This is a genomic window from Acidovorax sp. Leaf73 (genome assembly GCF_916855635.1).
GTDB lineage: Bacteria > Pseudomonadota > Gammaproteobacteria > Burkholderiales > Burkholderiaceae_C > Acidovorax > Acidovorax facilis.
Map to the genome: position 1 here is coordinate 253,056 of NZ_CAKASI010000008.1, position 25,206 is coordinate 278,261.

Genomic DNA, 25,206 nt, shown 5'->3' on the forward strand with positions numbered 1-25,206 from the left:
CGGCGCGTGTCTTGCCTACGGGCCGGATTGCGCGCTGCCCCCTGGCGCGGCATGTGCCGTGTCAGTGCCATGCGCTGGGGGCAGGGCAGTGGGGCCGGCACTCCCACGTGCCGGACTCCATGTGTGCGCTTTTTGCACGCGTGACCTGCCGCAAAGTCGTTTGTCGGGGCGGCGGGCCTGCCGCACCATGGCCGTTCTCTTGCCACCCTACCCCAAGGAAGCTACCGCCATGACCCCCGCCCGCGACGAGCACGCCATCGACACCCTGCCACGCCTGGAGGCCTTGCTGGGCCCACTCAGCGATGCCTCCGTCCACAAAGAGCTTCCGTATGTGCACCCCGCCTACCGCGCCATGATCGCGGCGTCGCCCTTTGCCGTGCTGGCCACCACCGGCCCTGGCGGGCTGGATGCCTCGCCGCGTGGTGACCCGGCGGGTTTTGTGCAGCTGCAGGACGACAAGACCCTGCTCCTGCCCGAGCGCCGTGGCAACAACCGCGCCGACAGCCTGCGCAACATCGTGGCAGACCCGCGCGTGGCGCTGCTGTTTCTCATCCCCGGCGTGGGCGAAACCCTGCGCGTCAACGGCCACGCGCGCATCAGCGTGGCGCCCGACCTGCTGGTGCGGTTCGTGGTCAACGGCCAGTCGCCCAAATGCGTGATCGTCGTTGATGTGCAAGCCGTGTACTTCCAGTGCGCCCGCGCCATACAGCGCTCGCGCCTGTGGAGCGCTGTACCGCCTGGCACCCCGCGCACGGTGCCGACCCCCGGCGCCATCCTCGCGTCCATCACGCAGGGCCGGTTTGACGGCGCCACCTACGACCGCGAACTGCCCGCGCGCCAGCAAGCCACGTTGTATTGATGGACAAGGTGTGTGCGGGCCAAGGTGCTCCTGTGCCCGAGTGCGCCTGCGAACCAACCTGCACAATGGACACGGCTGGCTCACCAGCCCCTTAAAACGAATTGCGTGTCTGCGACGTACCGAAGCCGTCCAGGCGGAGTTCGTCGAACCCTTGTGCAGCGCTCCGACAAGCTCGGCGTGAGCAGATTGTTGAACGCAGCCGATAGCAGTGGAGGTGCAATGGATTCCGTGCTGTTGATCGTAGCCCTGGGCGCCGTAGCCGCCGGGTTTGTGCAGGGCCTGTCGGGCTTCGGCTTTGGCATGGTCGCCATGTCGTTCTGGGCCTGGACGCTGGAACCCCGCCTGGCCGCCGTGCTGGCCGTGTGCGGCGCGCTCACGGGCCAATTGGTGGCAGCGGCCACCGTGCGCCGGGGTTTTGACCGGGCGCGCCTGCTGCCCTTTGTGCTTGGCGGCCTGGCGGGCATCCCCATCGGCGTGGCTGTGTTGCCCCGCCTGGACATGGATGCGTTCAAGGTCATCCTGGGCACGCTGTTGGTGCTGTGGTGCCCGGCCATGCTGATGGCCAAACAGCTGCCCCGCATTACCCGGGGCGGCCGCGTGGCCGACGCGGTGGTGGGCCTGGCCGGTGGGGTGATGGGTGGCCTGGGCGGCTTCACCGGCGTGCTGCCCACCCTGTGGTGCACCTTGCGCGGTCTGGACAAGGACGTGCAGCGCGCCATCATCCAGAACTTCAACCTGGCCATGCTGCTGGTGACCTTCATCACCTACCTGGCCACCGGCCTGGTCACCCGCGAAGCGCTGCCCCTGCTGGCCATTGTGGTACCCGCCATGCTGGTGCCCACGCTGCTGGGCGCCAAGCTGTACCACGGCATCAGCGAGGCAAGGTTTCGGCAGATTGTGTTGGGGATGCTGACGCTGTCGGGGGTGGCGATGTTGATGGCGGGGGTGCCGAAGGTGCTGGGGCGGCTGGGGTGATGGATGCTCGGAATTCGGCCCCTGTCTCTCTGACTATGCCACCCGCTTTGTGGCCTCAATCAGTGCTTCTGACAGGCTGTAGATTTCATCAAGGCTGGAAATTGGATATCTAGTTTCCTTCTTATCTGCATCAAGAATGCCGATGTATTTCTGAGCCCTATTGAAGTGCAATCGGCAAATGGGCTTTCTGTTGTTGTCGTCCAGCAGAATTCCAAAGTAGCTCTGGGTATCTCGGTGGCCTATGCGGTGCGACTCCACTGCGGTGCGAACGATTGATTTCACAACGAAGAAACCTTCCAGTTCTTCCTCTGTAGTCACCACTCTCAATTCGTCGTCGGCTTCCAAAGGCTCGTTGGAAGGAGAGGGTTCGGGTGGTGCAGGGTTAAAGGCCAGAGGCATGGTGGCCCCAACACCGGTTATTGCCGACTTTAGGCGGTCATTTACGAGGTCTCCGGTGAACTGAGCAATGGCCTTTTGGAGCAAGGGTTGAAACTGCTCCCGGACTTTCGCGTTGATCATCCCGTCATAAACGCGTGAAATGAAGAAGCGCAAAAACTCATCCCCTGGCGCAGCAAACTGAGCGGCGATCTCGCGCTTGATCTGACCGATGTACTTCAGTTCACCGGCTGCGCTGATGATGGATTCCACATCAAATGTAGATTTTGTGAGCTTGGCCAGCTCCGGCGCTGCGTGCTCATCGAGGTCCAGCAGATCAAGCTCCAAAAAAGGTTTCTCATCCATTTTGTTTGGAGCATCCAAGTCGGTGAAAAATTTGTAGACCCGACCATTGGTAAGAATCGAAATGCGCGCCGTGGTGACATGGAAATACCTGAACAACTGGCTTGCATGATTCACGTTGAGCGGTTCGCCAATCTTCTTGCACTCAATGAGCATCTGAATCTGTCCATCCTTCAAGATGGCGTAGTCGATTTTTTCACCCTTCTTTGTACCGACATCACAGATGAATTCAGGCACGACTTCTGTGGGGTCAAAAACGTCGTATCCAAGGACGTTCTTGATGAATGGCATCACGAAGGCATTTTTGGTTGCCTCTTCCGTGGCAATTGATGAGGCTTGCTGACGGATCTTCGCGGCGAGCGCATTCAGACTTTCCATGTACTCCATATTCCCTCCTTGTGTTTGGAGGAATCATGCTATCCGAACTCGGTCAAAAAGCGCCCCTAAAAGAGCGTTCTGGGGTTCCAATTGCAGAACGCTCTCATTTTGATAGCTTCTACCGTTTTCACAGAAAGCGGTAACAAAATTTTATGCTTGAAATTGGGAGATCAATCCCCCATCACCACCCCTTCACGCCGTGGGTCGGCCCCGCCCATCCACAGCTTCTTGCCGTGTGCCTGGCCACGCGTAATGGCCTGCAACCCACTCGTCATATTCATCTCGCGCACCTCGGCGCCGCGTGCGCGTAGGGCTTCGACGGTGGCGGGCGGGAAGCGCTTTTCTTCCAGCAGTGTGGGGCCGTTCATCGAGCCGAAGTTGGGCAGGTTGATGGCCTGCTGGGGCATCAGGCCCCAGTTGAGCACGCCGTAGAGCGTCTTGGCGGTGTAGTGGATGATGGCCGCGCCGCCGGGGCTGCCGCCGCTCATCAGCAGCTCGCCGGTGGCCTTGTCGAACACGAGGGTGGGTGCCATGGACGAGCGGGGGCGTTTGCCGGGCTGCACGCGGTTGGCGATGGGCTGGCCCTGGGCGTCGGTGGGGGCAAAGCTGAAGTCGGTCAGCTCGTTGTTGAGCAAGAAGCCTTTGACCATTTGCCGTGCGCCGAACTGGTCTTCGATGGTGGTGGTCATGGCCACGGCGTTGCCAAAGGCATCGACGATGCTGATGTGGCTGGTGCCGTATTCGGGCTGGTCGGGCATGGGGGCGTAGCTGGTCTTCACGGCGGCCGGGTTGCCGGGCTGGGCGACCTTCATGCTTTGCGTGCCGATGAGCTTGGCGCGCTCGGCCAGGTAGGCGGGGGCGATCAGGCTGGTCCAGCTGCCGCCGGGGGGCTGCACAAAGTCAGGGTCGGCCACGTACAGCGCACGGTCGGCAAAGGCCAGGCGGGCGGCCTCGGTGTACAGGTGCAGCCAGTCGGCGGATGGGATGCCGTCTTGCAGGGGCTTGGCGGCAGCGTCGGTGTTTTTCAGGATGCCCAGGATCTGCCCAATGGCAATGGCGCCCGAGCTGGGCGGCGGGAAGCCGCAGATGCGGAAGTCTTTGGCCTGCACCTGGTAGTCGTGGCACAGCGCTTCGCGCTTTTTGGGTTGGTAGCCGGCCAGGTCGGCCATGCTGAGTTTGCCGGGGTTGGTGGGGTGTTTTTGCACCTTGTCCACGATGGCCTGGGCGATTTCGCCTTCGTGCAGTGCCTTGCTACCTTCGGTGGCTATACGGCGCAGCACGGCGGCCAGCTCGGGGTTGCGCAGGTTCACACCCACATCACGTGCGTCGCCGTCGGCCTTGTAGAAATAGGCGGCAGCCACCGGGTCCTTCTTGAGGTGCGGGTCGGCCTTGACCAGGGTGTTGAGCCGAGCGCTGATTTTGAAGCCGCCTTCGGCCAGGGTGATGGCGGGTTGGAACAGCGTGGCCCAGGGCAGCTTGCCGTGCTGCTTGTGCGCCATCTCCAGCATGCGCACGGTGCCGGGCACGCCGACCGAGCGGCCGCCCACTACGCCATCGTAGAACTGCACGGGTTTGCCGTCGGCGCCGAGAAAGAGTTTTTCGTCCGCAGCGGCGGGGGCAGTCTCGCGGCCGTCGTAGGCCTCCACGGTTTTGCCGGTGCTGTGCAGCAGGAAGGCGCCGCCGCCGATGCCGCTCGATTGCGGCTCCACCAGGGTCAGCACCATCTGCACGGCAATGGCTGCGTCGATGGCGGAACCCCCGGCCTTAAGGATCTGGTAGCCCGCATCCGTGGCCAGCGGGTTGGCGGCGGCCACGGCAAATTTCTCGGTGGCCCAGCCGGGCTTTTCGGTGTAGCCGGACGAGCCTTCGGGCTGGGCGGGCACGGTGTAGGCGAACTGTGACGGGGCGCTGGCGCAGCCTGCCAGCAGCACGGCCGAGGCCAGCAGGCTCAGGCTGAAGGTGATGGCACGAGGGGAGGGGAGGGGGTGCGTGGTGGTTTTGGGCATGGACAACTCCTGGGTGGCGAGAAGCGAAGGGGCGAAGAAGTGGCCATGGTACGCGGACCGGCCGGAGCGACGCCGGGGCGTTACATCGCGCTACAGGCTCCGGAAATTTGGGTGTTTTTAGCCTCTAGCGCTTATCCATAAAGCGCTAATAGCTATAAATATAATAGCATTTAAGCAGCCGTCATGCTGGCTTGGGCCCGGGCCGCCCGTCTTCCACCACAAAGCGGGCGAGCGTGGTGGCGGCACTGTCCGCGCGCAGCGGGTCGTCCAACACGCGCAGGGTGGTGGTCCAGCGCGTGGGCGTGATGTCTGCCAGCCCATAGCCGCGCTGGTCGCAGCGGGCCAGCAGCACATGCGGGTTGTGCCGGGCGATGGCGTCCACCTTATCTTGTGTGGTGCCCGAGCGAGAGCTGATGGACGTGCCGCAGAACTCGCTGGCCACCACGGGCGACTCCGGGCGATCGGGATTGGCGTGCACTCTGCACACATAGTTCTGGTGGATGTCGCCGCCCAGCAGCACGGTGTTGCGCGGGGCGTGCTGTGCCACGGCCTGCAGCAGGCGCGCGCGGGCTGCGGGGTAACCGTCCCAGCTGTCGGCGGACGTAACGCCCGACGGGTAGTGGCGCGGCGAAAACAGGGTTTGCTGTGCCAGCACGCTCCAGCGGGCGGCGTCTTTGGTGTGTGCGTCGGCGGCCAGGCCGGTGTCCAGCCACTGCTCTTGCGCTGCGCCCAGCAGCGTTCGGGCGGTGCTGGCCAGGTCGGCGCAGTCTGCCGCGCGCACAGCGCCCGCGCTGGCGGACTGGGGCGTGCGGCAGGCCTGCCAAGTGCGGTACTGGCGGCTGTCCAGCAGGTGGATGTGGGCCAGGCGCCCCCAGCGAAGGCGGCGGTAGACCTGCAGGGCGTCCCAGCGGGTGCCGGAGGCGGGGCCGTACAGGCTGGCGGCGCGCAGCGGCATGTTTTCGTAGAAGGCTTGCCATGCGGCGCCTCGCAGCGTCAGAAAGCTGCCATCGTCGCCCTTACCGGTACCACTGGCGTAGTCGTTCTGCACCTCGTGGTCGTCCCAGGTCACGGCCCAGGGGCAGGCAGCGTGGGCGGCTTGCAGGGCGGGGTCGCTTTTGTGCAGCGCGTAGCGGTCGCGAAAGTCCGCCAGCGTGGTGGCGTGGCGCAGGTTGTGGGTGCGCGCCAGGTCTGTGGTGGTTTTGGGCGAGGCGTACTCGTAGATGTAGTCGCCCAGAAACAGCACCAGGTCGGGCTGGTCGGCCACCAGATGGTGCCAAGCGGCGTAGTGACCGTGTTCCCAGCGCTGGCAGGAGGCAAACGCCAGGCGCAGCGCGTCTGGCAGGTCACCGGGGGCTGGGGCTGTGCGCGTGCGGCCGGTGGCGCTGATGGCATCGCCCAGCATGTAGCGGTAGTGGTACCAGCGGCTTGGTGCCAGGCCCTGCAGCTCCACATGCACGCTGTGGCCGAGCGCAGGCAGGGCGGTGGCTTCGCCTTTTTGCACGATCTGTGCAAAACGCACATCGTGCGCCACCTCCCACCGCACGGTGTGGGCCGCTTGCATCAGCGCCGAGTCTGCTAGCGCCAGCCGTGTCCACAGCACCACGCCGTCAGGCGCAGGGTCTCCACTGGCCACGCCCAGCGCGAAGGGGTTGCTCTGTAGTGCTGGTGCGTTGCTCCATGCCCAGCGGGGCAGTTGGGTGGCAGCGGCGGCCAGGATGGCCTTCCGCAAAAATGCGCGTCTCTGCTCTGGATTCATTGCGGGGCGCTGGATAGGTGCGCTGCGCTTAGAACCGGCGCGGCCCAGGCCAGCGGCCACCGCGCAAGGGCCGCCAAGCTGCGGATGCGGCGCTTCGCTTGCGTGCGCTGGTGGCGTCCCCCTCCCGAAGGAGAGGGGGAAGGCGCCGAAGGCGACTCAGGGGGTGCTTCACCCTATGCCGCCATGACCCGGTTCTTGCCTGATCGCTTGGCCAGGTACATCGCCTGGTCGGCGCGGCGGATGGCGTCGGGGCTGCCTTCGCTGTCGTGCAACTGGGCCACACCAGCGCTGAACGTGATGAGCACCTTCTCGCTGCCCTGCAGGAAGAAGCGTGTGGTCAGCTCGCGCTGCAGCCGCGTCATCGCGGCCACGCCGCTTTCTACCGAAGTGTCGGGCAGCACCAGCACGAACTCTTCGCCGCCATAACGCGCCAGCAGGTCCTGTGGCCGCATGACTTCGCGTGTGACTTGGGCCAGGTGCACCAGGGCCGCATCCCCGCCCGAGTGGCCCAGGCGGTCGTTGATGGTCTTGAAATTGTCCACGTCCAGCAGCGCCAGGCACAGCGGCGAGCCCAGGCGGCGCGCGCGGGCGATTTCGCGCTCCATGGCTTCGTCCAGGCCCTTGCGGTTGAGCGAGCCGGTGAGCGGGTCGTGCCGGGCCTGGGCGCTGGCGCGGTCCAGCTCCTCCTGCAGCTTGGCGACTTCGGCGCGCTTGGCTTCGGTGCGTTCGCGCAGGTCGTGCAGTTCGTCGTGCGCCACGCGGCTGTCCAGCGCCATCGAGCGGGTTGCGGTCATCACTTCCTGCAGCACGGGGGCGATTTCTTCGAGGGTGTTGGCCTTGCCGATCAGGTCGGCGCAACGGGCCATCGTGCCCTGGTAGGTGGTGCTGGATGCGGTGATCTTGGCCAGGCGTTCGATGAAGGTGGCCAGCATGTCCTTCATCTGCTCCTGCGCTTCCACGGTGCGCGCCTTGGCCTCGGTCTGCTTGAAGATCACGTCCTTGAGCCGGCGCTGCACATCGTCCAGGCGGCGCAAAGTGAGCGGCGGCGTGGATGCTGCCATCAGCGCCTCGGCCTGGCCGTGCAGCCAGCGGTCTTCCACGCTGAGCACGGCGATGTTCTCGAACACCATGTGCAACAGCTCCAGCAGGCTGGAGCGGATGGCGGCCTGGTCTTCGGTGGCAAAAGACAGCCGGTAGGTGAAGTTCCCCAGCATGAGCTGGACGGTGGAGATGGGCGGTGCGGGCTCTTTCAGAAAGGCGATGAGCTTTTGCGCCATCTCGATCACGCGGGCATCGTCTTCGCCCAGCGCGGGCAACGTGTTGTCGATCAGGCGGGCGAGCATCTGCGCAAACTCGTCCGGCAGGACGCCGGGGTTGCCGGGGGCGGTGGTGCTTGCAGCGGTCTCTACCGGGGCTGCAGCCGCCGCCGGGCTCAGCCCCAGGTTGGCGTAACCGACCAGCACACTTTGTAGCGAAGTCCAGTCTTTGTTGTTGACGGCGCGCTCAAATTGCCCCAAGAGCCGTTTCTGGGCCGGTGTCTGCCCTGGCAGCACCCGCAGGATGTGGTGCAGTTGGCCGTCCGGGAACGGCTGGGGGCTGCGGGTTCCTGCGATCTCGTCGTACAGCGCCAGGTAGTTGTCGGGCGTTGGGGGCAGGCGGCGGGTGGCTAGCTGCTTGAGCGTCTCGCGCGCAATTTCGGAAGGTGGTCGGTCGGCCATGTGCGGACACCAGTGTCAGAGGAGAGCAGGAGGTGCGAGTGTGACACAGCGGCCGCTTTCTGAGGGGCTGGCTCTGCCAAGCCTTGTGGCCTGGCAGGCGCAGGCATCAGTTCACCATCACGAGCTTGCCCATCACCCCCCGTGAACCCATGTGTGCGTAGGCGGCGGGCAGCTCGGCCATGGGCATGGTGCGGTCGATCACGGGCTTGATCTTGCCCTGGGCGTACCACTGCGCCAGCTCGCCCATCATGGCGGCGTTGGCCTTGGGCTCGCGCTTGGCGAAGTCGCCCCAGAACACGCCCACGATGGAGGCGCCCTTGAGCAGCGCCAGGTTGAAGGGCAGGGCCGGGATGGGGCCGGAGGCAAAACCCACCACCAGGTAGCGGCCGCGCCAGGCAATGGAGCGGAACGCGGGCTCGGCAAAATCGCCACCCACAGGGTCATAAATCACGTCGGGGCCCTTGCCGTCGGTCAGCGCCTTGATGGCGTCGCGCAGGTTGTCCTTGCTGTAGTTGATGGTGGCATCGGCCCCAATGGAGGTGCACAGCGCACATTTTTCATCGCTGGAGGCCGCTGCAATCACGCGCGCGCCCATGGCCTTGGCGATCTGGATGGCGGCCGTGCCCACGCCCCCGGCGGCGCCCAGCACCAGCACGGTCTCGCCCGCCTTGAGCTGTGCGCGGTCTACGAGGGCATGGTGCGAGGTGGCGTAGATCATGATGAACGCCGCAGCGTCCACGTGCGAAAAGCCATCCGGCAGCGGCATGCACAGGGCTGCCGGGGCGATGGTGTGGGTGCCGAAACCGCCGGTGCCCGACAGGCAGGCCACGTTCTGGCCGACCTTGAGGTGGGTGACGCCTTCGCCCACGGCTGCCACCACGCCTGCGTACTCCGAGCCGGGGACGAAAGGCAGGGGCGGTTTCATCTGGTACTTGTTCTGCACGATCAGCAGATCGGGGAAGTTCAGGCTGGCCGCCTTGATCTCGATCAGCACCTCGCCCGCCTTGGGCGTGGGCGTGGGCAGTTCGGTCCAGGCCAGGGCGTCAACGCCAGTGGGGTTGGTGCAAAGCCAAGCGTGCATGGGAAAAGTCTCCTGTCAATGTGGTCAGCATGATAGGCGGGGCACCCGGGCGCACGATGTCCCACGAGCGACGGAGGGCGGGCCGTTGGGTGTGGGCGGGTGCCCCACCTACAATCCGTTGCAAGCTCTACCGCAACCCATGAAAATTCTGATCTCCAACGACGACGGCTACCAGGCTCCGGGCATCGTGGCGCTGCACGATGCCCTGAAAACCCTCGACGGGGTGGAGGTTGAAGTCGTCGCGCCCGAGCACAACAACAGCGCCAAGTCCAATGCGTTGACCCTGCATTCGCCACTGTATGTGCACAAGGCCCACAACGGCTTCCGCTATGTGAACGGAACGCCGGCCGACTGTGTGCACATCGCCCTGACGGGGCTGCTGGGCTACCGGCCCGATCTGGTGGTGTCGGGCATCAACAATGGCGCCAACATGGGCGACGACACCATTTATTCTGGCACCGTGGGCGCCGCGATGGAGGGTTATCTGTTTGGCATTCCGGCCATTGCCTTCTCGCAGGTGGACAAGGGCTGGGGCGAGATCGAGGCTGCAGCGGCCAAGGCGCGGGAGATTGTGGAGCAGATGCGCGCCCAGAACCTGGTGACCGATACACCCTGGCTGCTGAATGTGAACATTCCCAACATGCCGCTTGCGGCGCTGCAGCCCATCAAGCTGTGCCGCCTGGGACGCCGCCACGCGGCCGAGCGCGTGATCGTGCAGGAAAGCCCCCGGGGTGAGGCGATGTATTGGATTGGTGGCGCGGGAGCCGCCAAGGACGATGCAGAGGGCACGGATTTCCATGCCACGGCGCAGGGCCATGTGTCCATCACTCCACTGAAGGTGGACCTGACCGACCATGACAACCTTGGCTACTGGGCGCAAACGGCGTCCCGGCTTGCGGCAGGGGCGGCTGGCGCCCCGGAGCTTTGATGCAGCGCCGCCCTGGATTCCCGGCCCGGCTGCCCGGATCGGGTCCTGCGGCAGTCCGGGCCACGCCGGTGGCTCCCGCTGCGCGCAATCCAGTGGCAGCACCCCCTGTGGGCGTTGGGCTGGATTCTGCGGCGGTGCGCGCGCGCATGGTGCAAAAGCTGGCGGCAGGGGGCATCACATCGGCTGCGGTGCTGCAGGCCATGGGCACCGTGGAACGCCACCGTTTTGTGGACAGCGCCCTGGTCAACCAGGCGTATGAGGACACCAGTCTGCCCATTGGTCTGGGGCAGACCATCTCAAAGCCCAATGTCGTCGCCCGCATGTGCGAATTGCTCCTGGGCGCCGAAGGCGCACGCACCGATGGGCTGGGGCGTGTGCTGGAGATCGGCACGGGCTGCGGCTACCAGGCCGCCGTGCTGAGCCACCTGGCGCGCGAGGTCTACACCCTGGAGCGCCTGCGTGGCCTGCACGACAAGGCGCGCAACAACCTGCGCCCATTTCGGCTGGCCAATGTGCACCTGCTGTTCGGTGACGGCATGCTGGGCTATGCCAAGGGTGCGCCTTACGCGGCCATCATCGCCGCAGCCGGTGGTGACGCTGTGCCCCAGGCCTGGTGCGACCAATTAGCCGTGGGCGGCAGGCTGGTTGCGCCCATGGCGCTTGCGGGGGGGCAGCAGATGTTGCTTGTGATCGACAAAACCCCACACGGATTGAAACAAAGCGTGCTGGAGCCTGTGCATTTTGTCCCTCTAAAATCGGGGATTGCCTGAAGGGAATTGCTTATGTTCGTATCGCGTGGTCTTGTGGTTGGGTTTACTGTGGCACTGGCGGGTTTGGCGCTCAGTGGCTGCGGCACCCGGCTGAACAAGGCTCCAGTGGAAGACCGAGGCACATCCTCCTCCTCTGCTCCTTCATCCTCTGCACAGCCAGGTGTGGTGGTTGGCACCCCCATCAAGCCACTGCCAGGTGCCGAAAATGCGGGCAAACCTGGCTATTACACAGTCAAGCCTGGAGATACCCTGATCCGAATCGGGCTGGAGTCCGGCCAGAGTTGGAAAGACATTGCGCGCTGGAACAACCTTGACAACGCAAATCTGATCGAAGTGGGCCAGGTTTTGCGTGTAGCGCCACCGGTTGCTGCTTCGCAGGCGGTCGCGTCGGACAGCGGCGTGGTTACCCGTCCTGTCACTTCTTCCTCCATCACGCCTGCAGCACCTGCGAGCACGCCAGCCCCTGCGGCCAGTGCCGCGAAACCTGCAACATCGGCGGCTTCTGGCCCTGTGGTGGCCGTTGCCCCCGCCACGCCTGCCGCACCCGCTGCAGCGGCCGAGGATGACATGGCGTTCATCTGGCCTGCGCCTGGCTCGTTGATTGCCGGTTTTGACGAGGCACGCAACAAGGGCTACGACATTGCTGGCAAGGCAGGTGATCCGGTCCTGGCCGCCGCCGATGGCCGCGTGGTGTATGCGGGCGCTGGGCTGCGCGGATACGGCAACCTTGTCATCCTCAAGCACAACAACACGTTTTTGACGGCATATGCCCATAACCAGACCTTGCTCGTCAAGGAAGATCAGGCCGTGCGCAAGGGGCAAAAAATCGCCGAGATGGGCAGCACCGACGCCGATCGCGTCAAGCTGCACTTTGAAATCCGCCGCCAGGGCAAGCCGGTGGATCCATCGCGTTACCTGCCTCCCCGTTGAGCCCGGCTGTGGCTCAACCGCCTCTGGGCGCATCTGGCAGTGCGGATGAACCGGCCGGAGCCGCAGATGACTTGCTGAGCGAGGAGTCTGAAGGACTGGCGGACGAATCCGGGAGCGAGCTACGCTCCACGCAGATCGGCGCCGGGCAGCACGCCGCCCGGCTGGACAAGGCACTGGCCGATCTGGTGCCCGAGTTCTCCCGCAGCTATCTGCAGCAATTGCTGGTGCAGGGGTTGGTCAGCCTCAATGGCAAACCGGTCACGAAGTCGGCGACCCGGGTGAAGGTGGGCGATCAGGTGGTGCTGGAAATGCGGCCCACGCTGCAGAGCCAGGCGTTTCGGCCCGAGCCCATGCACATTGAGGTCGTCCATGAGGATGCGCATCTGCTGGTGGTGAACAAGCCCGCTGGTCTGGTGGTCCACCCCGCGCCGGGGAACTGGAGTGGCACCTTGCTCAACGGCTTGCTCGCCCGCGACGACAAGGCATTGACCGTGCCACGCGCTGGCATCGTGCACCGGCTCGACAAGGATACGAGTGGCTTGATGGTGGTTGCCCGTGATCGTGCCACCATGGACGCGTTGGTTGCACTGATTGCGGAGCGCAAGGTACAGCGCCAGTATTTGGCCATGGCCCACGGCGCCTGGTCGGGACCCAAGACGCGAACTGTGGATGCTCCCATCGGCCGGGATCCACGCAACCGCCTGCGCATGGCGGTGGTGGACTTGGCACTCCATGCTGGCAAGTTGGCACGGACCGATATCCGCTGCCTGGCTGGTACGGACGACGGTTGCTGGGTGCAATGCACCCTGCACACGGGGCGCACCCACCAGATCCGGGTGCACATGGCATCTCTGAAGCACCCACTGGTGGGGGACAGCCTCTATGGGGGAGCTCCGCTCGGGGCGATGCAGCGGCAGGCCCTTCATGCCTACCGCCTGGCCTTTGTGCATCCCGTCACGGGCCAGGCGCTGGAATTCCATGCTCCTGTGCCCGAAGACATGCGCCAAGCCCTCTCCTTGTGGGGGCTGGGCTACAATGCGCCCTGACGGCCAGACTGGCCCCAGCCCGAAGACGGAATCCCGCCGGGCTTCTGCGTCGCGCCAGCGCCCTTGCACAGCGCGCCATTGATTGCCCCTGCTGTTGATGTGCCACCCGTTGCAACGCGTGGCACTTTTCCAGGAATCGCTGAACCATGAACACGGTGGATGCCAAACGGGTCCTCGAAACTGCGCTGATCTGCGCGCAGCAGCCTGTGCCCCTGCGCGAGCTGCGGGTGCTTTTCAATGACGCTCTGGGGTCGGACACGCTCAAGTTGCTGTTGCAGGAGTTGCAGCTTGAATGGACGCAGCGGGGTGTAGAGCTGGTGCAGGTGGCCACGGGCTGGCGTTTTCAGAGCCGTCCCGAAATGCGTGAATACCTCGACAGGTTGCACCCCGAAAAGCCTCCGCGCTATTCGAGGGCCACCATGGAGACACTCGCGATCATTGCGTATCGCCAGCCGGTTACGCGCGGCGACATCGAGGACATCCGGGGGGTAACGGTCAATAGCCTGATCGTCAAGCAGTTGGAAGACCGGGGCTGGGTCGAGGTCATTGGTCACCGGGAAACGGTGGGGCGCCCCGCGCTGTTTGCAACCACCCGGCAGTTCTTGGATGACATGGGTTTGCAGTCGTTGGACCAATTGCCGGTGCTTGACGACCCCTCAGGCAATGCGAATGTGCTGGAAGCAATGGCCGCTGCAGCGCAAGGAGTGATAGAGCCGGAATCAACGCCTGAGGCCGAGGCTGAACTGCTGGCTGTGGCGATGGATAGTCAGCCATCAGCGTCTTTGGAGGCTGTTGCCGCCAGTGGGCAGTCGCTGCGTGTGGATGATTTTTTTCAGAGTGCGGAGACGGATCTCCGTGATGACGATGCCGATACCCCGGGTGGTATCCAGGGAAATACTTGATGAACGATTCGACCCCCGAAATCCCGGCCGATCTGCCGGATGCTGATCCTTCAGCGACAGCCGCAGTGCCCAAAAAAGCCGCTGTCAAACGTGCCCCGCGCAAGAAAAAAGTCGAGCCAGCGCAAGCCGTGGAAGTGCAGGATGCTGTGGACGTGCGCGTTTTGGATGCTGCTGAGGCACCTGCCCTGGCCGGGGCGTTGCCGCATGGGTTGAGCCAGCAGGATGTACCTGTCGCTCCTGTGGTTGCGCATGAGCCTGCAATTCCAGAGGCAGAGGCGGGGGCGTCTGACGCCACCCCCGAACCTCGCCATAGCGAGCGCCAGAATCGTGGGGACGGGCGGGCTCGGCAGCCGCGCCTCGACGGCGCTGGGCGCGATAAGCGCAAGGTGGGAGCTCCTGCGGTTCAGGGATACCAGTTTGAAGATGTGGTGTCGGGCCGCTTCGATGAGGATGATGCCTCCGCAGAGATGGTTCCGGCTAAGCGGGTGCTTCTGCCCCAGGTGGAAACCCCCAAGCTTCACAAGGTGCTGGCGCAGGCGGGACTTGGCTCGCGCCTGGAGATGGAGCAACTTATTCTGGAAGGGCGCATCTCCGTCAACAACGAGCCAGCCCACATCGGCCAGCGCATCCAGTTCGGCGATCAGGTCAAGGTCAATGGCAAACCCATCCGCTACCGCATAGACCCGCCGCCAGCGCGGGTGATTGCTTACCACAAGCCTGTGGGGGAGGTGGTGACCCATGACGATCCCCAGAACCGGCCCACCGTCTTTCGCAAGCTGCCCCGGCTCATGCAGGGCAAATGGCAGTCGGTCGGGCGCCTGGATCTGAATACCGAAGGCCTGCTGCTGTTCACCAGCTCGGGAGAGCTGGCCAACAAGCTCATGCATCCTCGTTTTGGGCTGGAGCGCGAATACGCTGTGCGTGTGCTCGGCGCCCTCAGCAATGAGGAAAAGCAGAAGCTGCTCGATGGCGTGCGCCTGGACGATGGCATGGCGTCGTTTGGTTCCATCGAAGATGGTGGAGGCGAAGGTTCCAATTGCTGGTACCGGGTCACCATTTCCGAAGGGCGCAATCGCGAGGTGCGCCGCATGCTCGAATCTGTGGGCCATGCGGTCAGTCGGTTGATCCGCATTCGTTACGGTGCCATGGTGCTGCCACGGGGTCTCAAGCGCGGTGCCTGGCTGGAACTGGATGAGGGCGACATCCGGGCCCTGGTGCAGGCGGCGGGCGCCGGGCGTCCGGAAGCAGCGGAAGCTCGTTCGGATGACGGGTCGGGCGCTGGTGGCGGACGGGGTGGCAACAAGCGCAACCGGGGGCGCAATGGTCCCCGCGTGGGCGACGGTCCGCGTCGCGACATGTCGCAGGGTGCGCCCGGTGGTCCCCGAGGGCAGAAACCCCGCCGTGATGGGGGGCAAGGGTTCGACCGTGGCAACAATGCAGGTGGTGGAGACCGCCCGCGCGGCGCGGCGCAGCCCGATCCGATGAAAACATCGGTGGGCTATATCGGCATGGACAGTCTCTCGCGGCATCGCCAGGACAAACGCCGCCCTGGTGGCGGAGGTCCACGTCGGGGCGGGGGCGGGCGCTAGGCGCTGTGCTGCCCCGGGCTCCCCGGTTAGAATCGAGGGCTTTGTCCGGTGGACAAACGAATCACAGCAACATCAATTCAGGAAATCAATATGGCAATCGAACGCACTCTCTCCATCATCAAGCCCGACGCAGTGGCAAAGAACGTCATCGGTCAGATCTATGCACGCTTCGAAGCGGCTGGTCTCAAGGTCGTGGCTGCACGTATGGCTCACCTGTCGCGCCTGGAGGCCGAGCAGTTCTACGCTGTGCACAAAGAGCGTCCTTTCTTCAAGGATCTGGTGGATTTCATGATCTCCGGTCCTGTGATGATCCAGGCCCTGGAAGGTGAAAACGCGATTCTGAAAAACCGCGAACTCATGGGCGCCACGGACCCCAAGAAGGCAGAAGCCGGCACCATCCGCGCCGACTTCGCGGACAGCATCGATGCCAATGCAGTGCATGGCTCCGACGCTGCAGAAACCGCCCAGGCAGAAGTGGCTTTCTTCTTCCCTGGCCTGAACATTTACTCGCGCTGATATGGGTGTCCCCATGCCTGTTCCCGCACACGTGGGATACCTGCGCCATGGGGACGACTGCGTTCGGCCCACCCCGGGGAGGGCGCATTGACCACCAATCTTTTGGAATTTGATCTCGACGGGCTGGCGGCTTTCTGCCAGCAGTTGGGTGAAAAGCGGTTTCGCGCCACGCAGTTGTTCCGGTGGATTCATCAGCGCGGCGCCAGTGACTTTGACGCCATGAGTGATCTGGCAAAGGCCTTGCGCGACAAGCTCAAAGGCTGTGCTCGCGTCGAGGCCTTGCCCGTCATCTCCGAACATGTCTCCTCAGACGGCACGGTCAAGTGGCTGTTTGACGTGGGGGATGGCAATGCGGTCGAGGCGGTTTTTATTCCCGAAGATGATCGCGGAACCCTGTGTATATCCTCGCAGGCTGGCTGCGCTGTGGGTTGCCGCTTCTGTTCCACGGGGCACCAGGGCTTCAGCAGAAATCTCACCACGGGGGAGATCGTTGCACAGCTTTGGTTTGCTGAGCATTCCCTGCGCCAGCGCCTCCAATCTGAGGACCGCGTCATTTCGAACGTGGTGATGATGGGGATGGGGGAGCCGCTGCAGAACTACTCGGCCCTCGTTCCGGCCTTGCGCGTCATGCTGGACGACCATGGGTATGGTTTGTCACGCAGGCGGGTCACCGTTTCAACGTCGGGCGTGGTTCCGATGATGGACCGCTTGTCCGTGGATTGTCCTGTGGCTCTCGCGGTGTCTCTGCATGCGCCGAATGACCCCTTGCGCGACAACCTGGTGCCGCTGAACCGCAAATATCCCATTGAAGAATTGCTGGCTGCCTGCAATCGATATCTGGCGCATGCGCCGCGCGACTTCATTACGTTTGAATACTGCATGCTCGATGGTGTCAATGACCAGGTTGAGCACGCACGGCAGCTGATCGAACTCGTCAAGCCCGCCCGTGGTGTGGGTGTGCGCTGCAAATTCAACCTGATTCCTTTCAATCCGTTTCCCGCGTCAGGGCTGTTGCGTTCGCCACAAAATCAGGTGCTGGCTTTCGCCAAAGTCTTGAGTGAAGCGGGTATCGTCACGACCGTGCGCAAGACCCGCGGAGATGACATCGACGCTGCTTGTGGTCAGCTCGCAGGCGATGTCAAGGACCGCACAAGGGCTGCCGAGCGCATGGCAAAGCAGCGGACAATCGTGCTCAAACCGGTGACTTGATCAACAAGCAATCGGCATACTTCAAGGAGGCTCTACATGGTGAGATTGGTTGGACGCTGGCAGCAATGGGGCCGCTGGACTCTCACGGCATGTGGCGTGGTGGCCTGCGTGGCTGCGCTTCAAGGGTGTGCAACCAATAGTGGCATGCAGACCGCCGACGCCAACGCGGGAATGATCACACCGTCTGATGAGCCAGAGACGCGGCGTCGCGCCCGTATCCGTCTGGAGCTTGCTTCCAACTATTTTGAGAATGGTCAGACGGCCGTGGCGCTCGATGAAGTCAAGCAGGCGCTGGCAGCTGATCCCACCTACGCAGATGCCTTCAATCTTCGTGGCCTCATCTACATGAGGTTGAGCGATTTTGCCCAGGCGGATGACAGTTTTCGCCGGGCATTGGCACTGCGGGGCGGGGATCCCAATCTGCTGCACAACTACGGTTGGTTGTTGTGCCAGCAGCAAAAGTACGCCGAGGCGAATCAGCACTTTGGTCGGGCCCTCGCAAATCCTGCATACACAGCACGCAGCAAGACCTTGATGGCCCAAGGTCTGTGCCAATCAGGCGCTGGCCAGTTTGCGGAGGCCGAGCAGTCGCTGCTGAAAGCTTATGAACTGGATGCGGCAAACCCTGTGGTCGGTTATCACCTCGCGGCGCTTTTGTTGCGTCGCAATGAATTGACCCGGTCTCAGTTCTATATCCGGCGGCTCAACAACAGCCAGTACGCCAATTCCGAGTCATTGTGGCTGGGGATCAAGGTTGAGCGCGCTTTGGGTGATTCCGTGGCCATGAAGCAACTGGCTGACCAGTTGCGCAAGCGTTTCCCGGACTCACGGGAGTTGGGTGCATACGAGCGTGGGGCTTTCAATGAGTGAGGTTTTGGAAAGTGGTGGGGTAACAGCGGGTAGTTTGCTGAGGGAGGCGCGACAAGCGTCTGGTATGCACATCGCTGCCTTGGCTGTGGCACTGAAAGTGCCAGTCAGCAAGCTGGAGGCGCTGGAGGCGGATAACTATGAGGCCTTGCCCGATACAGTGTTTGTGCGTGCGCTTGCCTCCAGCATGTGCAGAACTCTCAAGTTGGACCCAGCCCCCATTCTGTCGCTGTTGCCACAAAGTAAAAGCCCTCGCTTGGCTACAGACAGTGCGGGATTGAACGCTCCGGTGAAAGGCAGTATCGGGAAGTCGTCTTCCTCATCGGCTTCATTTTCCTCCGGCTCCACCTCACGGTCCGTAACGGTGGTGGTTTTGGCGCTGCTGGTGGGGGCACTGATCCTGGTCTTTTTCCCCAGGCAGCAGGACGGTGTAACGAGCCCGCTTGTTGCCCCCGCGTCGATCCAACCGCCGGCTAATGTGGTCGAGCAGCAGGCCGCCCCTGCTGTCACGGGTGCGTCGGATGCAATCCCCGCTGCTGCCCAGCGCATCCCCGACGTTTCTCTGCCGTCAGTGGCAGGTCGTACAGACGCGGCTCCCGCCATTGCGGCTGCCGCTACTAACAACGCTGCGTCAGCCCCAGTGGAGGCGGCAAGCGCTACAACGCCACCGGCCGGGGCATTGGTGCTGCGCGCGCGCAGCGAATCCTGGGTGCAGGTGCGTGATTCCGCTGGCACCGTGGCGTTGCAAAGGAATCTTGCGGCGGGTGAGTCGGTGTCTGTCGCAGGCCAAATGCCGCTGGCCGTGGTGATTGGTCGTGCCGACGTGACAGAGGTATTTGTGCGCGGAAAGCCTTTTGACTTGACGCCTGTGTCCCGTGAGAACGTAGCTCGCTTCGAGGTGAAATGATGGAACGGTTACCTTGTGAGATGGAGCCCATTGCGGTGGCGTCCCCCTTGCCACGACGGTCCCGCCAAGCCAGGATTGTGTGGGGATCGCGCGTGGTGACCGTGGGCGGGGATGCTCCGGTGCGAGTGCAGTCCATGACCAACACAGACACCGTGGATGCCATTGGCACGGCCATTCAGGTCAAGGAACTGGCGCAGGCCGGCTCGGAGTTCGTCAGGATCACGGTGAACACCCCTGAGGCCGCAGCGGCAGTACCCTACATTCGTGAACAATTGGACCGTATGGGAGAAAGCGTCCCCTTGGTGGGGGACTTTCATTACAACGGGCACCGGCTTCTTACGGATTTTCCTGAGTGCGCACAGGCGCTCTCCAAGTACCGCATCAATCCCGGCAACGTAGGCAAGGGCGACAAGAGGGATCGGCAGTTCGGCCAGATGATCGATGCAGCCATTCGCTGGAACAAAGCCGTGCGTATTGGTGTGAATTGGGGCAGCCTTGACCAGGACTTGCTGGTTGATTTGATGGATGCCAACAGCCGCCGTGCTACTCCTTGGGAAGCACGCCAGGTGATGTACGAGGCGTTGATTACCTCGGCCATTGAATCTGCGCGCCGGGCCGAAGAAATGGGCCTTGATGGCAACCAAATCATCTTGTCCTGCAAAGTTAGCGGTGTGCAGGACCTGATTTCTGTGTACCGTGAACTGGCACGCCGCTGCGACTACCCTTTGCACCTGGGACTCACGGAAGCAGGCATGGGAACCAAAGGCACAGTAGCGTCGGCTGCTGCGTTGTCTGTGTTGCTGCAGGAAGGTATTGGTGACACCATTCGCGTGTCTCTGACGCCCCAGCCCGGTGAAGCGCGCACACAGGAGGTCGTGGTGGCCTCCGAGATACTGCAGGCTCTGGGCTTGCGTGTATTTGTTCCCAGTGTCACGGCGTGTCCTGGCTGTGGTCGCACTACCAGCACCACTTTCCAGGACCTCGCCAAGCAGATTGATGATTTTCTGCGTGCCCAGATGCCTGTATGGCGCGTTCGCTATCCTGGCGTCGAAAACTTGCGTGTTGCGGTGATGGGATGCATTGTCAATGGGCCTGGTGAGAGCAAGCACGCGGACATCGGCATCAGCCTGCCTGGTACGGGGGAGGCGCCAGCAGCCCCTGTGTTCATTGATGGCGAGAAGGCGATGACGCTGCGGGGTGACAACATCGCCCATGAATTCCACCAAATTGTCGAGCAGTACATCGAAAAGCGTTTTGGCGCCGCTGCTGTGACTTTGGCCTGAGCGTTGCTCGCCTTACCCTGATTGATACTGAGCCGCTATCTTGAGATAGTGGGTGATGTCCTTCGAATAGTTGCCAGATAGAGAAAAGAACAGTTGTGAGTAACGAAAAAAGCGCTTCGTCGACCAAGCCGGAAAAGCTGGTGGCCGTGAAAGGCATGAACGATATCCTGCCTCCTGAATCCGCCCGATGGGAGTGGCTGGAGTCCAAGGTCCGCACCCTTATGGCTCGATATGCCTATCGCAACATCCGTACGCCGATTGTTGAGCCCACGGCGCTGTTTGTTCGTGGCCTCGGTGAGGTCACGGACATTGTCGAAAAAGAGATGTACTCGTTCGAGGATCGTCTCAATGGCGAGCATCTCACTTTGCGTCCCGAAGCGACTGCAGGGGTGGTTCGCGCAGTTGCTGAGCATTCCATGCTGTATGACGGAGGCAAGCGCCTCTACTACATGGGGCCCATGTTCCGCCATGAGCGTCCGCAGCGCGGGCGGTATCGCCAGTTTCACCAGATTGGCGCTGAAGCGCTCGGCTTTCCTGGTGCGGAGGTCGATGCGGAGTTGATTCTTCTGGCCCACTCGCTGTGGCGCGAACTGGGGTTGCAGAACGTGCGCCTGGAACTGAACAGCCTGGGTGAACCGCATGAACGCAAGGCGCACCGAGCGGCGCTGATTTCGTACCTGGAACAGCATGTCGAGGTGCTGGATGAGGAGGCGCGTCGGCGTTTGCATAGCAATCCGTTGCGCATTCTGGATACCAAGAACCCCGCTATGCAGGCCGTGGTGGAGGCTGCGCCTCGATTGATTGATTTTCTGGGGCCAAAGTCGCTCGCGCACTTTGATGCAGTGAAGTCCATTCTGAGCGCCAATGATGTGGCCTGGACCGTGAACCCCCGGCTGGTTCGAGGCATGGACTACTACAACCTTACGGTCTTTGAGTTTGTCACTGATCAGCTGGGGTCGCAGGGCACCATTTGTGGCGGTGGTCGCTACGACTATCTGATAGAGCAGATCGGTGGCAAGGCAGCCCCGGCGGTGGGTTGGGCGTTAGGGGTTGAGCGTGTGCTTGAACTGCTCAAGGAGCAGACCAGCACGGTCTCAGCCCTTGTACCTGATGTCTATGCCGTGATCCCCTCTGTGGCGGCGCTGCCCGTGGCTGTGACCACCATCGAGCGCCTGCGACAGTTGGGCCTCAGTGTGCAGATGCATGCTGCGCCTGCAGGGGGCGAGGGTATGGGCAGCATGAAATCCCAATTCAAGAAGGCAGATGGGAGTGGCGCGCAGCATGCGCTGGTCTTTGGGGAGGATGAGCTGTCCCGGGGGATGGTTGTCGTCAAGTCATTGCGCGATGGTGTGGGTGCGCAGTCTGACCATCCGCTAGATTCCCTGGCCGATTGGGCCTCCAACCTACAATCCAACCGCTAAACAGAACACATTCCATGGCAAATCACCTTGATCTCGAAGAACAAGAGCAGCTTGATCAGCTCAAGCATTTCTGGAACACCTGGGGCACCCTCATCAGCTCCGTGCTGATTTTGGTGGCAGGCTCCTTGGTCGCCTGGAACGGATACCAGTATTGGCAGAACCGGCAGGCGAGCCAGGCCGCAGCGCTCTACGATGCTGTAGACGTGGCTGCCCGAGCGGGTGACCAGGCGCGCATGGCTCAGGCGTTTGCCGACCTCAAGGCCAAGTATGCGGGCACTACCCAGGCCAGTCAGGCGGGGCTTGCATTGGCCAAGACCATGGTTGAGGCAGGCAATGCTGATGGCGCCAAGGAGGCGCTTGCCTGGGTGGCTGAGCAGTCGGGAGATGATGGTCTCAAGGCATTGGCCAAGGTCCGCTTGGCCAGCGTGCTGATGGATCAAAAAAACTACGACGACGCCCTCAAGCAGTTGTCTGGAAGCGCTCCTTTGGAGTTTGAAGCGGTCTTTGCGGATCGTAAGGGAGACATTTATCTACTGCAGGATAAGCGTGCGGAAGCTATTGCGGAGTATTCCAAGGCCTATAAGTCCTTCGAGGAGGGGGTGGAGTACCGTCGTCTTGTGGAGGTAAAGCTCGGTGCTCTGGGTGTTTCTCCACAAGGTGTTGCAGTAGCTGCCGCCGGATCCATTGATGGGGTGAAATAGCCATGGCATTCATATGTGGAGACGGCGCAAAGGGCAGAATGTTCGGCCTGCGGTGCATTTCTTCAGCGGTTCTGGTTGCCACATTGGCTGGATGCTCGCTGTGGAACAGCGGGAGCTCCAAGCCGATGCCGGCAGATCTGGGGGCCAATGTTGCGGTGCTGGGTGTGCGGCAGGCTTGGACTGCGCGCATTGGCAGCGTTGCTGGATTGCCGCTTGATGTCAATTCCGCAGGCAATGTGGTGACTGTTGCCTCCTCCGACGGGGTTGTGGCGGCCATCGATGCCCGAACCGGTGGCGACGTTTGGCGTTTAGCGCTTTCAGAGCCTTTGTCTGCGGGGGTAGGTAGCGACGGAAAATCGGCTGCGGTTGTTTCCCGCAGCAACACCTTGATCGTTCTGGATGCTGGCCGCGAGCGGTGGCGCCAATCATTGGCTGCGCAAGTATTCACCCCCCCGCTCGTTGCGGGTGGGCGTGTATTTGTGCTTTCGGCCGATCGTTCTTTGGCGGCATTTGATGCGGTGTCGGGCCGCAAACTCTGGAGTCAGCAGCGCCCCGGTGAGCCTCTGGTTTTGCGCCAGGCGGGCGTTTTGCTGGCTGTTGGAGATACCTTGGTTGCGGGGTTTTCCGGCCGTGTCGTAGGTCTGAATCCAGACAATGGCAGCGTTCGTTGGGAGGCTCCTTTGGCAAGTGCGCGGGGAACCAACGATGTTGAGAGACTGGTGGAGTTGGTTGGGCGTACTAGCAGAGTAGGTGATTCCATCTGTGCACGTGCCTTCCAGACGGCTGTGGGTTGTGTCAATGCTGCCAGAGGCGCAGTGACTTGGACGCAACCCGCCAGTGGTGCCGATGGCGTGCATGGAGACGGGGAGGCTCTGTTCGGTGCTGAGGGCAATGGCACGGTCATGGCGTGGCGTCGCAGCGATGGTTCGCGTCTGTGGGCCACCGACAGGCTCAAACACCGCAAACTGACGGCGCCCTTGTTGTTGGGCCGCTCCGTCGTAGTCGGGGACGACACAGGCCTCGTTCACCTGCTATCCCGCACGGATGGTTCTCCGCTCAACCGCATCGCCACGGACGGATCTGGCATCGCCGCAGCACCCGCTGTGGCCGCAGATACGTTGGTGGTGGTTACTCGCAATGGTGGTGTCTACGGATTCCGTCCAGATTGATGGATTTTATTTAATGAAGCCAGTTATCGCCCTCGTGGGGCGTCCGAATGTCGGCAAGTCCACGCTCTTCAACCGCCTGACCAAGTCCCGCGACGCCATTGTTGCGGACTTTGCAGGGCTTACGCGTGACCGGCATTACGGCAATGGCAAGCAGGGCAAGCACGAGTACATCGTTATCGATACCGGCGGTTTTGAGCCTGATGCATCGAGCGGAATTTACAAGGAAATGGCCAAGCAGACGCAGCAGGCCGTTGCCGAAGCTGATGTGGTCATTTTTGTGGTGGATGCGCGCGCAGGTGTATCTGCGCAAGACCATGACATCGCGAATTACTTGCGCCGCCTTGGTAAACCTTGTGTACTTGTTGCCAACAAGGCCGAAGGGATGCTGGAAGGCGTGCAACTCGCGGAGTTCTATGAGCTGGGTCTGGGCGAGGTTTACCCTGTGTCTGCTGCCCATGGGCAGGGTATCCGAAGCCTGGTGGAGATTGCGCTGGAGCCGCTTCAGCTTCCTGACCCTGACGACTCTGATGTTGAATCTGACAAAGGCATCATCAAACTTGCTGTGGCAGGTCGGCCGAATGTTGGCAAATCGACGCTGATCAACACCTGGCTCGGCGAAGAGCGTCTGGTTGCGTTTGATATGCCGGGAACGACCCGTGATGCGATCACGGTACCCTTCGAACGCAATGGGCAGCGCTTTGAATTGGTGGATACGGCGGGATTGCGCCGCAAGGGAAAAGTTTTCGAGGCGATAGAGAAATTCTCGGTCGTCAAGACGCTCCAAGCCATTGAATCGGCCAATGTGGTGCTGCTGTTGCTCGACGCTACCCAGGGTGTCACTGATCAGGATGCGCACATTGCGGGGTACATCTTGGAGAGCGGGAGAGCCGTGGTTGTTGCGGTTAACAAGTGGGATGCCGTTGATGACTACCAGCGTCAGTTGCTGGAGCGGTCTATCGAGACCCGGCTCGCATTTCTGAAATTTGCGTCCTTGCATTTCATTTCTGCAAAAAAACGGCAGGGTTTGGGGCCGGTGTGGGCATCGATTGCCCAAGCCCACAAGGCGGCAACCTGCAAGATGTCAACGCCAGTATTGACGCGCCTGTTGCTAGAAGCTGTTCAATTTCAGAGTCCGAAACGCGCAGGCATGTTCCGGCCAAAGATGCGATATGCCCATCAGGGGGGCATGAATCCCCCGGTGATCATCATCCATGGTAATTCGTTGGAACACGTCACAGATGCCTACAAGCGCTTTCTGGAGGGCCGCTTCCGCAAAGAATTCGACTTGGTGGGTACACCGCTCCGGATAGAGATGAAGACATCGCACAACCCTTTCGCTGATAAAGAGGAAGCCTAAGTCAAAGGCTGGATTCCCAAAGGGCCATGCATCCTGAGGCGGGGTTGTGCTCCGTGCTGTGGTAAGGTGCTGGTTTACAACAACATTTTTGAACACGGAG

The 25,206-nt window shown here is 62.3% G+C and carries 22 protein-coding genes; 17 read left to right on the forward strand and 5 right to left on the reverse strand.

The window, feature by feature from the left end:
- Positions 1 to 229: 229 nt before the first annotated feature.
- Together LPA35_RS24415 and LPA35_RS24420 are read left to right on the forward strand one after the other, a co-directional pair.
- Positions 230 to 859: a pyridoxamine 5'-phosphate oxidase family protein gene (locus LPA35_RS24415; protein ID WP_228899669.1), complete on the forward strand. Its 630-nt coding sequence runs from the start codon at positions 230 to 232 to the stop codon at positions 857 to 859.
- Between the two features lie 219 nt (positions 860 to 1,078).
- Positions 1,079 to 1,834, forward strand: coding sequence for a sulfite exporter TauE/SafE family protein (locus tag LPA35_RS24420; protein ID WP_228899673.1), 756 nt, complete (start codon positions 1,079 to 1,081; stop codon positions 1,832 to 1,834).
- Between the two features lie 33 nt (positions 1,835 to 1,867).
- Here LPA35_RS24420 and LPA35_RS24425 read toward each other — a convergent pair whose 3' ends face one another.
- The 5 genes from LPA35_RS24425 to LPA35_RS24445 all read right to left on the reverse strand — a co-directional run bounded on the left by LPA35_RS24425 (position 1,868) and on the right by LPA35_RS24445 (position 9,511).
- Positions 1,868 to 2,959 carry a type I restriction endonuclease gene (locus tag LPA35_RS24425; protein ID WP_228899676.1) on the reverse strand — a complete coding sequence of 364 codons (1,092 nt, stop codon included), beginning with the start codon at positions 2,957 to 2,959 and terminating at the stop codon, positions 1,868 to 1,870.
- 161 nt (positions 2,960 to 3,120) lie between these two features.
- Positions 3,121 to 4,956, reverse strand: a complete 1,836-nt coding sequence (locus LPA35_RS24430) for a gamma-glutamyltransferase family protein (RefSeq protein WP_228899677.1) — start codon at positions 4,954 to 4,956, stop codon at positions 3,121 to 3,123.
- A gap of 181 nt (positions 4,957 to 5,137) precedes the next feature.
- Positions 5,138 to 6,712: an alkaline phosphatase gene (locus LPA35_RS24435; protein WP_228899679.1), complete on the reverse strand. Its 1,575-nt coding sequence runs from the start codon at positions 6,710 to 6,712 to the stop codon at positions 5,138 to 5,140.
- A gap of 173 nt (positions 6,713 to 6,885) precedes the next feature.
- Positions 6,886 to 8,430, reverse strand: a complete 1,545-nt coding sequence (locus LPA35_RS24440; RefSeq protein WP_121420607.1) for a GGDEF domain-containing protein — start codon at positions 8,428 to 8,430, stop codon at positions 6,886 to 6,888.
- Positions 8,431 to 8,536: 106 nt separating this feature from the next.
- The gene (locus tag LPA35_RS24445; protein WP_008905961.1) at positions 8,537 to 9,511 is read right to left on the reverse strand and encodes an NADPH:quinone oxidoreductase family protein; all 975 of its coding nucleotides are present in this window, start codon (positions 9,509 to 9,511) and stop codon (positions 8,537 to 8,539) included.
- Between the two features lie 139 nt (positions 9,512 to 9,650).
- Here LPA35_RS24445 and surE point away from each other — a divergent pair, with 139 nt between their 5' ends.
- From surE to der, 15 genes are all read left to right on the forward strand, one after another.
- Entirely contained in the window at positions 9,651 to 10,439 is a 789-nt protein-coding gene (gene surE / locus LPA35_RS24450; protein WP_055398666.1) for a 5'/3'-nucleotidase SurE, read from the forward strand.
- Entirely contained in the window at positions 10,439 to 11,209 is a 771-nt protein-coding gene (locus LPA35_RS24455; RefSeq protein ID WP_121505917.1) for a protein-L-isoaspartate(D-aspartate) O-methyltransferase, read from the forward strand. Before surE ends, LPA35_RS24455 begins: the two co-directional genes overlap by 1 nt.
- Positions 11,210 to 11,221: 12 nt before the next feature.
- Positions 11,222 to 12,139 carry a peptidoglycan DD-metalloendopeptidase family protein gene (locus LPA35_RS24460; RefSeq protein ID WP_121420604.1) on the forward strand — a complete coding sequence of 306 codons (918 nt, stop codon included), beginning with the start codon at positions 11,222 to 11,224 and terminating at the stop codon, positions 12,137 to 12,139.
- 8 nt (positions 12,140 to 12,147) lie between these two features.
- Positions 12,148 to 13,185: an RluA family pseudouridine synthase gene (locus LPA35_RS24465; RefSeq protein WP_369801356.1), complete on the forward strand. Its 1,038-nt coding sequence runs from the start codon at positions 12,148 to 12,150 to the stop codon at positions 13,183 to 13,185.
- Positions 13,186 to 13,331: 146 nt separating this feature from the next.
- Complete coding sequence (gene scpB / locus LPA35_RS24470) at positions 13,332 to 14,087, forward strand: SMC-Scp complex subunit ScpB (RefSeq protein WP_228899682.1); 756 nt, start codon at positions 13,332 to 13,334, stop codon at positions 14,085 to 14,087.
- A complete protein-coding gene (locus LPA35_RS24475; protein ID WP_228899684.1) occupies positions 14,087 to 15,676 on the forward strand; it encodes a pseudouridine synthase in 1,590 nt (529 codons plus the stop codon). Before scpB ends, LPA35_RS24475 begins: the two co-directional genes overlap by 1 nt.
- Before the next feature lie 90 nt (positions 15,677 to 15,766).
- Positions 15,767 to 16,192 (forward strand): nucleoside-diphosphate kinase, encoded by a 426-nt coding sequence (ndk, locus tag LPA35_RS24480; RefSeq protein ID WP_008905954.1) that lies wholly within the window; start codon positions 15,767 to 15,769, stop codon positions 16,190 to 16,192.
- Positions 16,193 to 16,279: 87 nt separating this feature from the next.
- Positions 16,280 to 17,401, forward strand: coding sequence for a 23S rRNA (adenine(2503)-C(2))-methyltransferase RlmN (gene rlmN, locus LPA35_RS24485; protein ID WP_121505919.1), 1,122 nt, complete (start codon positions 16,280 to 16,282; stop codon positions 17,399 to 17,401).
- A gap of 36 nt (positions 17,402 to 17,437) precedes the next feature.
- Entirely contained in the window at positions 17,438 to 18,271 is an 834-nt protein-coding gene (pilW, locus tag LPA35_RS24490; RefSeq protein ID WP_228899687.1) for a type IV pilus biogenesis/stability protein PilW, read from the forward strand.
- Positions 18,272 to 18,335: 64 nt separating this feature from the next.
- The gene (locus tag LPA35_RS24495; RefSeq protein ID WP_228899691.1) at positions 18,336 to 19,175 is read left to right on the forward strand and encodes a RodZ domain-containing protein; all 840 of its coding nucleotides are present in this window, start codon (positions 18,336 to 18,338) and stop codon (positions 19,173 to 19,175) included.
- Between the two features lie 20 nt (positions 19,176 to 19,195).
- On the forward strand, positions 19,196 to 20,458 hold the full coding sequence (gene ispG / locus LPA35_RS24500; RefSeq protein ID WP_199726978.1) for a flavodoxin-dependent (E)-4-hydroxy-3-methylbut-2-enyl-diphosphate synthase: 1,263 nt from the start codon (positions 19,196 to 19,198) through the stop codon (positions 20,456 to 20,458).
- Between the two features lie 155 nt (positions 20,459 to 20,613).
- The gene (gene hisS / locus LPA35_RS24505; RefSeq protein WP_228899738.1) at positions 20,614 to 21,879 is read left to right on the forward strand and encodes a histidine--tRNA ligase; all 1,266 of its coding nucleotides are present in this window, start codon (positions 20,614 to 20,616) and stop codon (positions 21,877 to 21,879) included.
- 14 nt (positions 21,880 to 21,893) lie between these two features.
- The gene (locus LPA35_RS24510; protein ID WP_228899694.1) at positions 21,894 to 22,580 is read left to right on the forward strand and encodes a tetratricopeptide repeat protein; all 687 of its coding nucleotides are present in this window, start codon (positions 21,894 to 21,896) and stop codon (positions 22,578 to 22,580) included.
- Between the two features lie 38 nt (positions 22,581 to 22,618).
- Positions 22,619 to 23,749 (forward strand): outer membrane protein assembly factor BamB, encoded by a 1,131-nt coding sequence (bamB, locus tag LPA35_RS24515; protein WP_228899696.1) that lies wholly within the window; start codon positions 22,619 to 22,621, stop codon positions 23,747 to 23,749.
- A gap of 13 nt (positions 23,750 to 23,762) precedes the next feature.
- Positions 23,763 to 25,106 (forward strand): ribosome biogenesis GTPase Der, encoded by a 1,344-nt coding sequence (der, locus tag LPA35_RS24520; protein WP_228899703.1) that lies wholly within the window; start codon positions 23,763 to 23,765, stop codon positions 25,104 to 25,106.
- Positions 25,107 to 25,206 lie beyond the last annotated feature (100 nt).

Excerpts from the sequence above, each read along its gene's own strand:
- LPA35_RS24425 (WP_228899676.1), bottom strand. The coding sequence starts at position 2,959 with ATGGAGTACATGGAAAGTCTGAATGCGCTCGCCGCGAAGATCCGTCAG.
- LPA35_RS24455 (WP_121505917.1), top strand. The coding sequence starts at position 10,439 with ATGCAGCGCCGCCCTGGATTCCCGGCCCGGCTGCCCGGATCGGGTCCT.
- LPA35_RS24445 (WP_008905961.1), bottom strand. The coding sequence starts at position 9,511 with ATGCACGCTTGGCTTTGCACCAACCCCACTGGCGTTGACGCCCTGGCC.
- LPA35_RS24495 (WP_228899691.1), top strand. The coding sequence starts at position 18,336 with ATGCACATCGCTGCCTTGGCTGTGGCACTGAAAGTGCCAGTCAGCAAG.
- LPA35_RS24415 (WP_228899669.1), top strand. The coding sequence starts at position 230 with ATGACCCCCGCCCGCGACGAGCACGCCATCGACACCCTGCCACGCCTG.
- LPA35_RS24440 (WP_121420607.1), bottom strand. The coding sequence starts at position 8,430 with ATGGCCGACCGACCACCTTCCGAAATTGCGCGCGAGACGCTCAAGCAG.
- ispG (WP_199726978.1), top strand. The coding sequence starts at position 19,196 with ATGGAGCCCATTGCGGTGGCGTCCCCCTTGCCACGACGGTCCCGCCAA.
- LPA35_RS24510 (WP_228899694.1), top strand. The coding sequence starts at position 21,894 with ATGGCAAATCACCTTGATCTCGAAGAACAAGAGCAGCTTGATCAGCTC.
- hisS (WP_228899738.1), top strand. The coding sequence starts at position 20,614 with ATGAACGATATCCTGCCTCCTGAATCCGCCCGATGGGAGTGGCTGGAG.
- scpB (WP_228899682.1), top strand. The coding sequence starts at position 13,332 with ATGAACACGGTGGATGCCAAACGGGTCCTCGAAACTGCGCTGATCTGC.
- der (WP_228899703.1), top strand. The coding sequence starts at position 23,763 with ATGAAGCCAGTTATCGCCCTCGTGGGGCGTCCGAATGTCGGCAAGTCC.
- LPA35_RS24435 (WP_228899679.1), bottom strand. The coding sequence starts at position 6,712 with ATGAATCCAGAGCAGAGACGCGCATTTTTGCGGAAGGCCATCCTGGCC.
- pilW (WP_228899687.1), top strand. The coding sequence starts at position 17,438 with ATGGTGAGATTGGTTGGACGCTGGCAGCAATGGGGCCGCTGGACTCTC.
- bamB (WP_228899696.1), top strand. The coding sequence starts at position 22,619 with ATGTTCGGCCTGCGGTGCATTTCTTCAGCGGTTCTGGTTGCCACATTG.
- LPA35_RS24460 (WP_121420604.1), top strand. The coding sequence starts at position 11,222 with ATGTTCGTATCGCGTGGTCTTGTGGTTGGGTTTACTGTGGCACTGGCG.
- LPA35_RS24430 (WP_228899677.1), bottom strand. The coding sequence starts at position 4,956 with ATGCCCAAAACCACCACGCACCCCCTCCCCTCCCCTCGTGCCATCACC.
- LPA35_RS24475 (WP_228899684.1), top strand. The coding sequence starts at position 14,087 with ATGAACGATTCGACCCCCGAAATCCCGGCCGATCTGCCGGATGCTGAT.
- ndk (WP_008905954.1), top strand. The coding sequence starts at position 15,767 with ATGGCAATCGAACGCACTCTCTCCATCATCAAGCCCGACGCAGTGGCA.
- LPA35_RS24420 (WP_228899673.1), top strand. The coding sequence starts at position 1,079 with ATGGATTCCGTGCTGTTGATCGTAGCCCTGGGCGCCGTAGCCGCCGGG.
- surE (WP_055398666.1), top strand. The coding sequence starts at position 9,651 with ATGAAAATTCTGATCTCCAACGACGACGGCTACCAGGCTCCGGGCATC.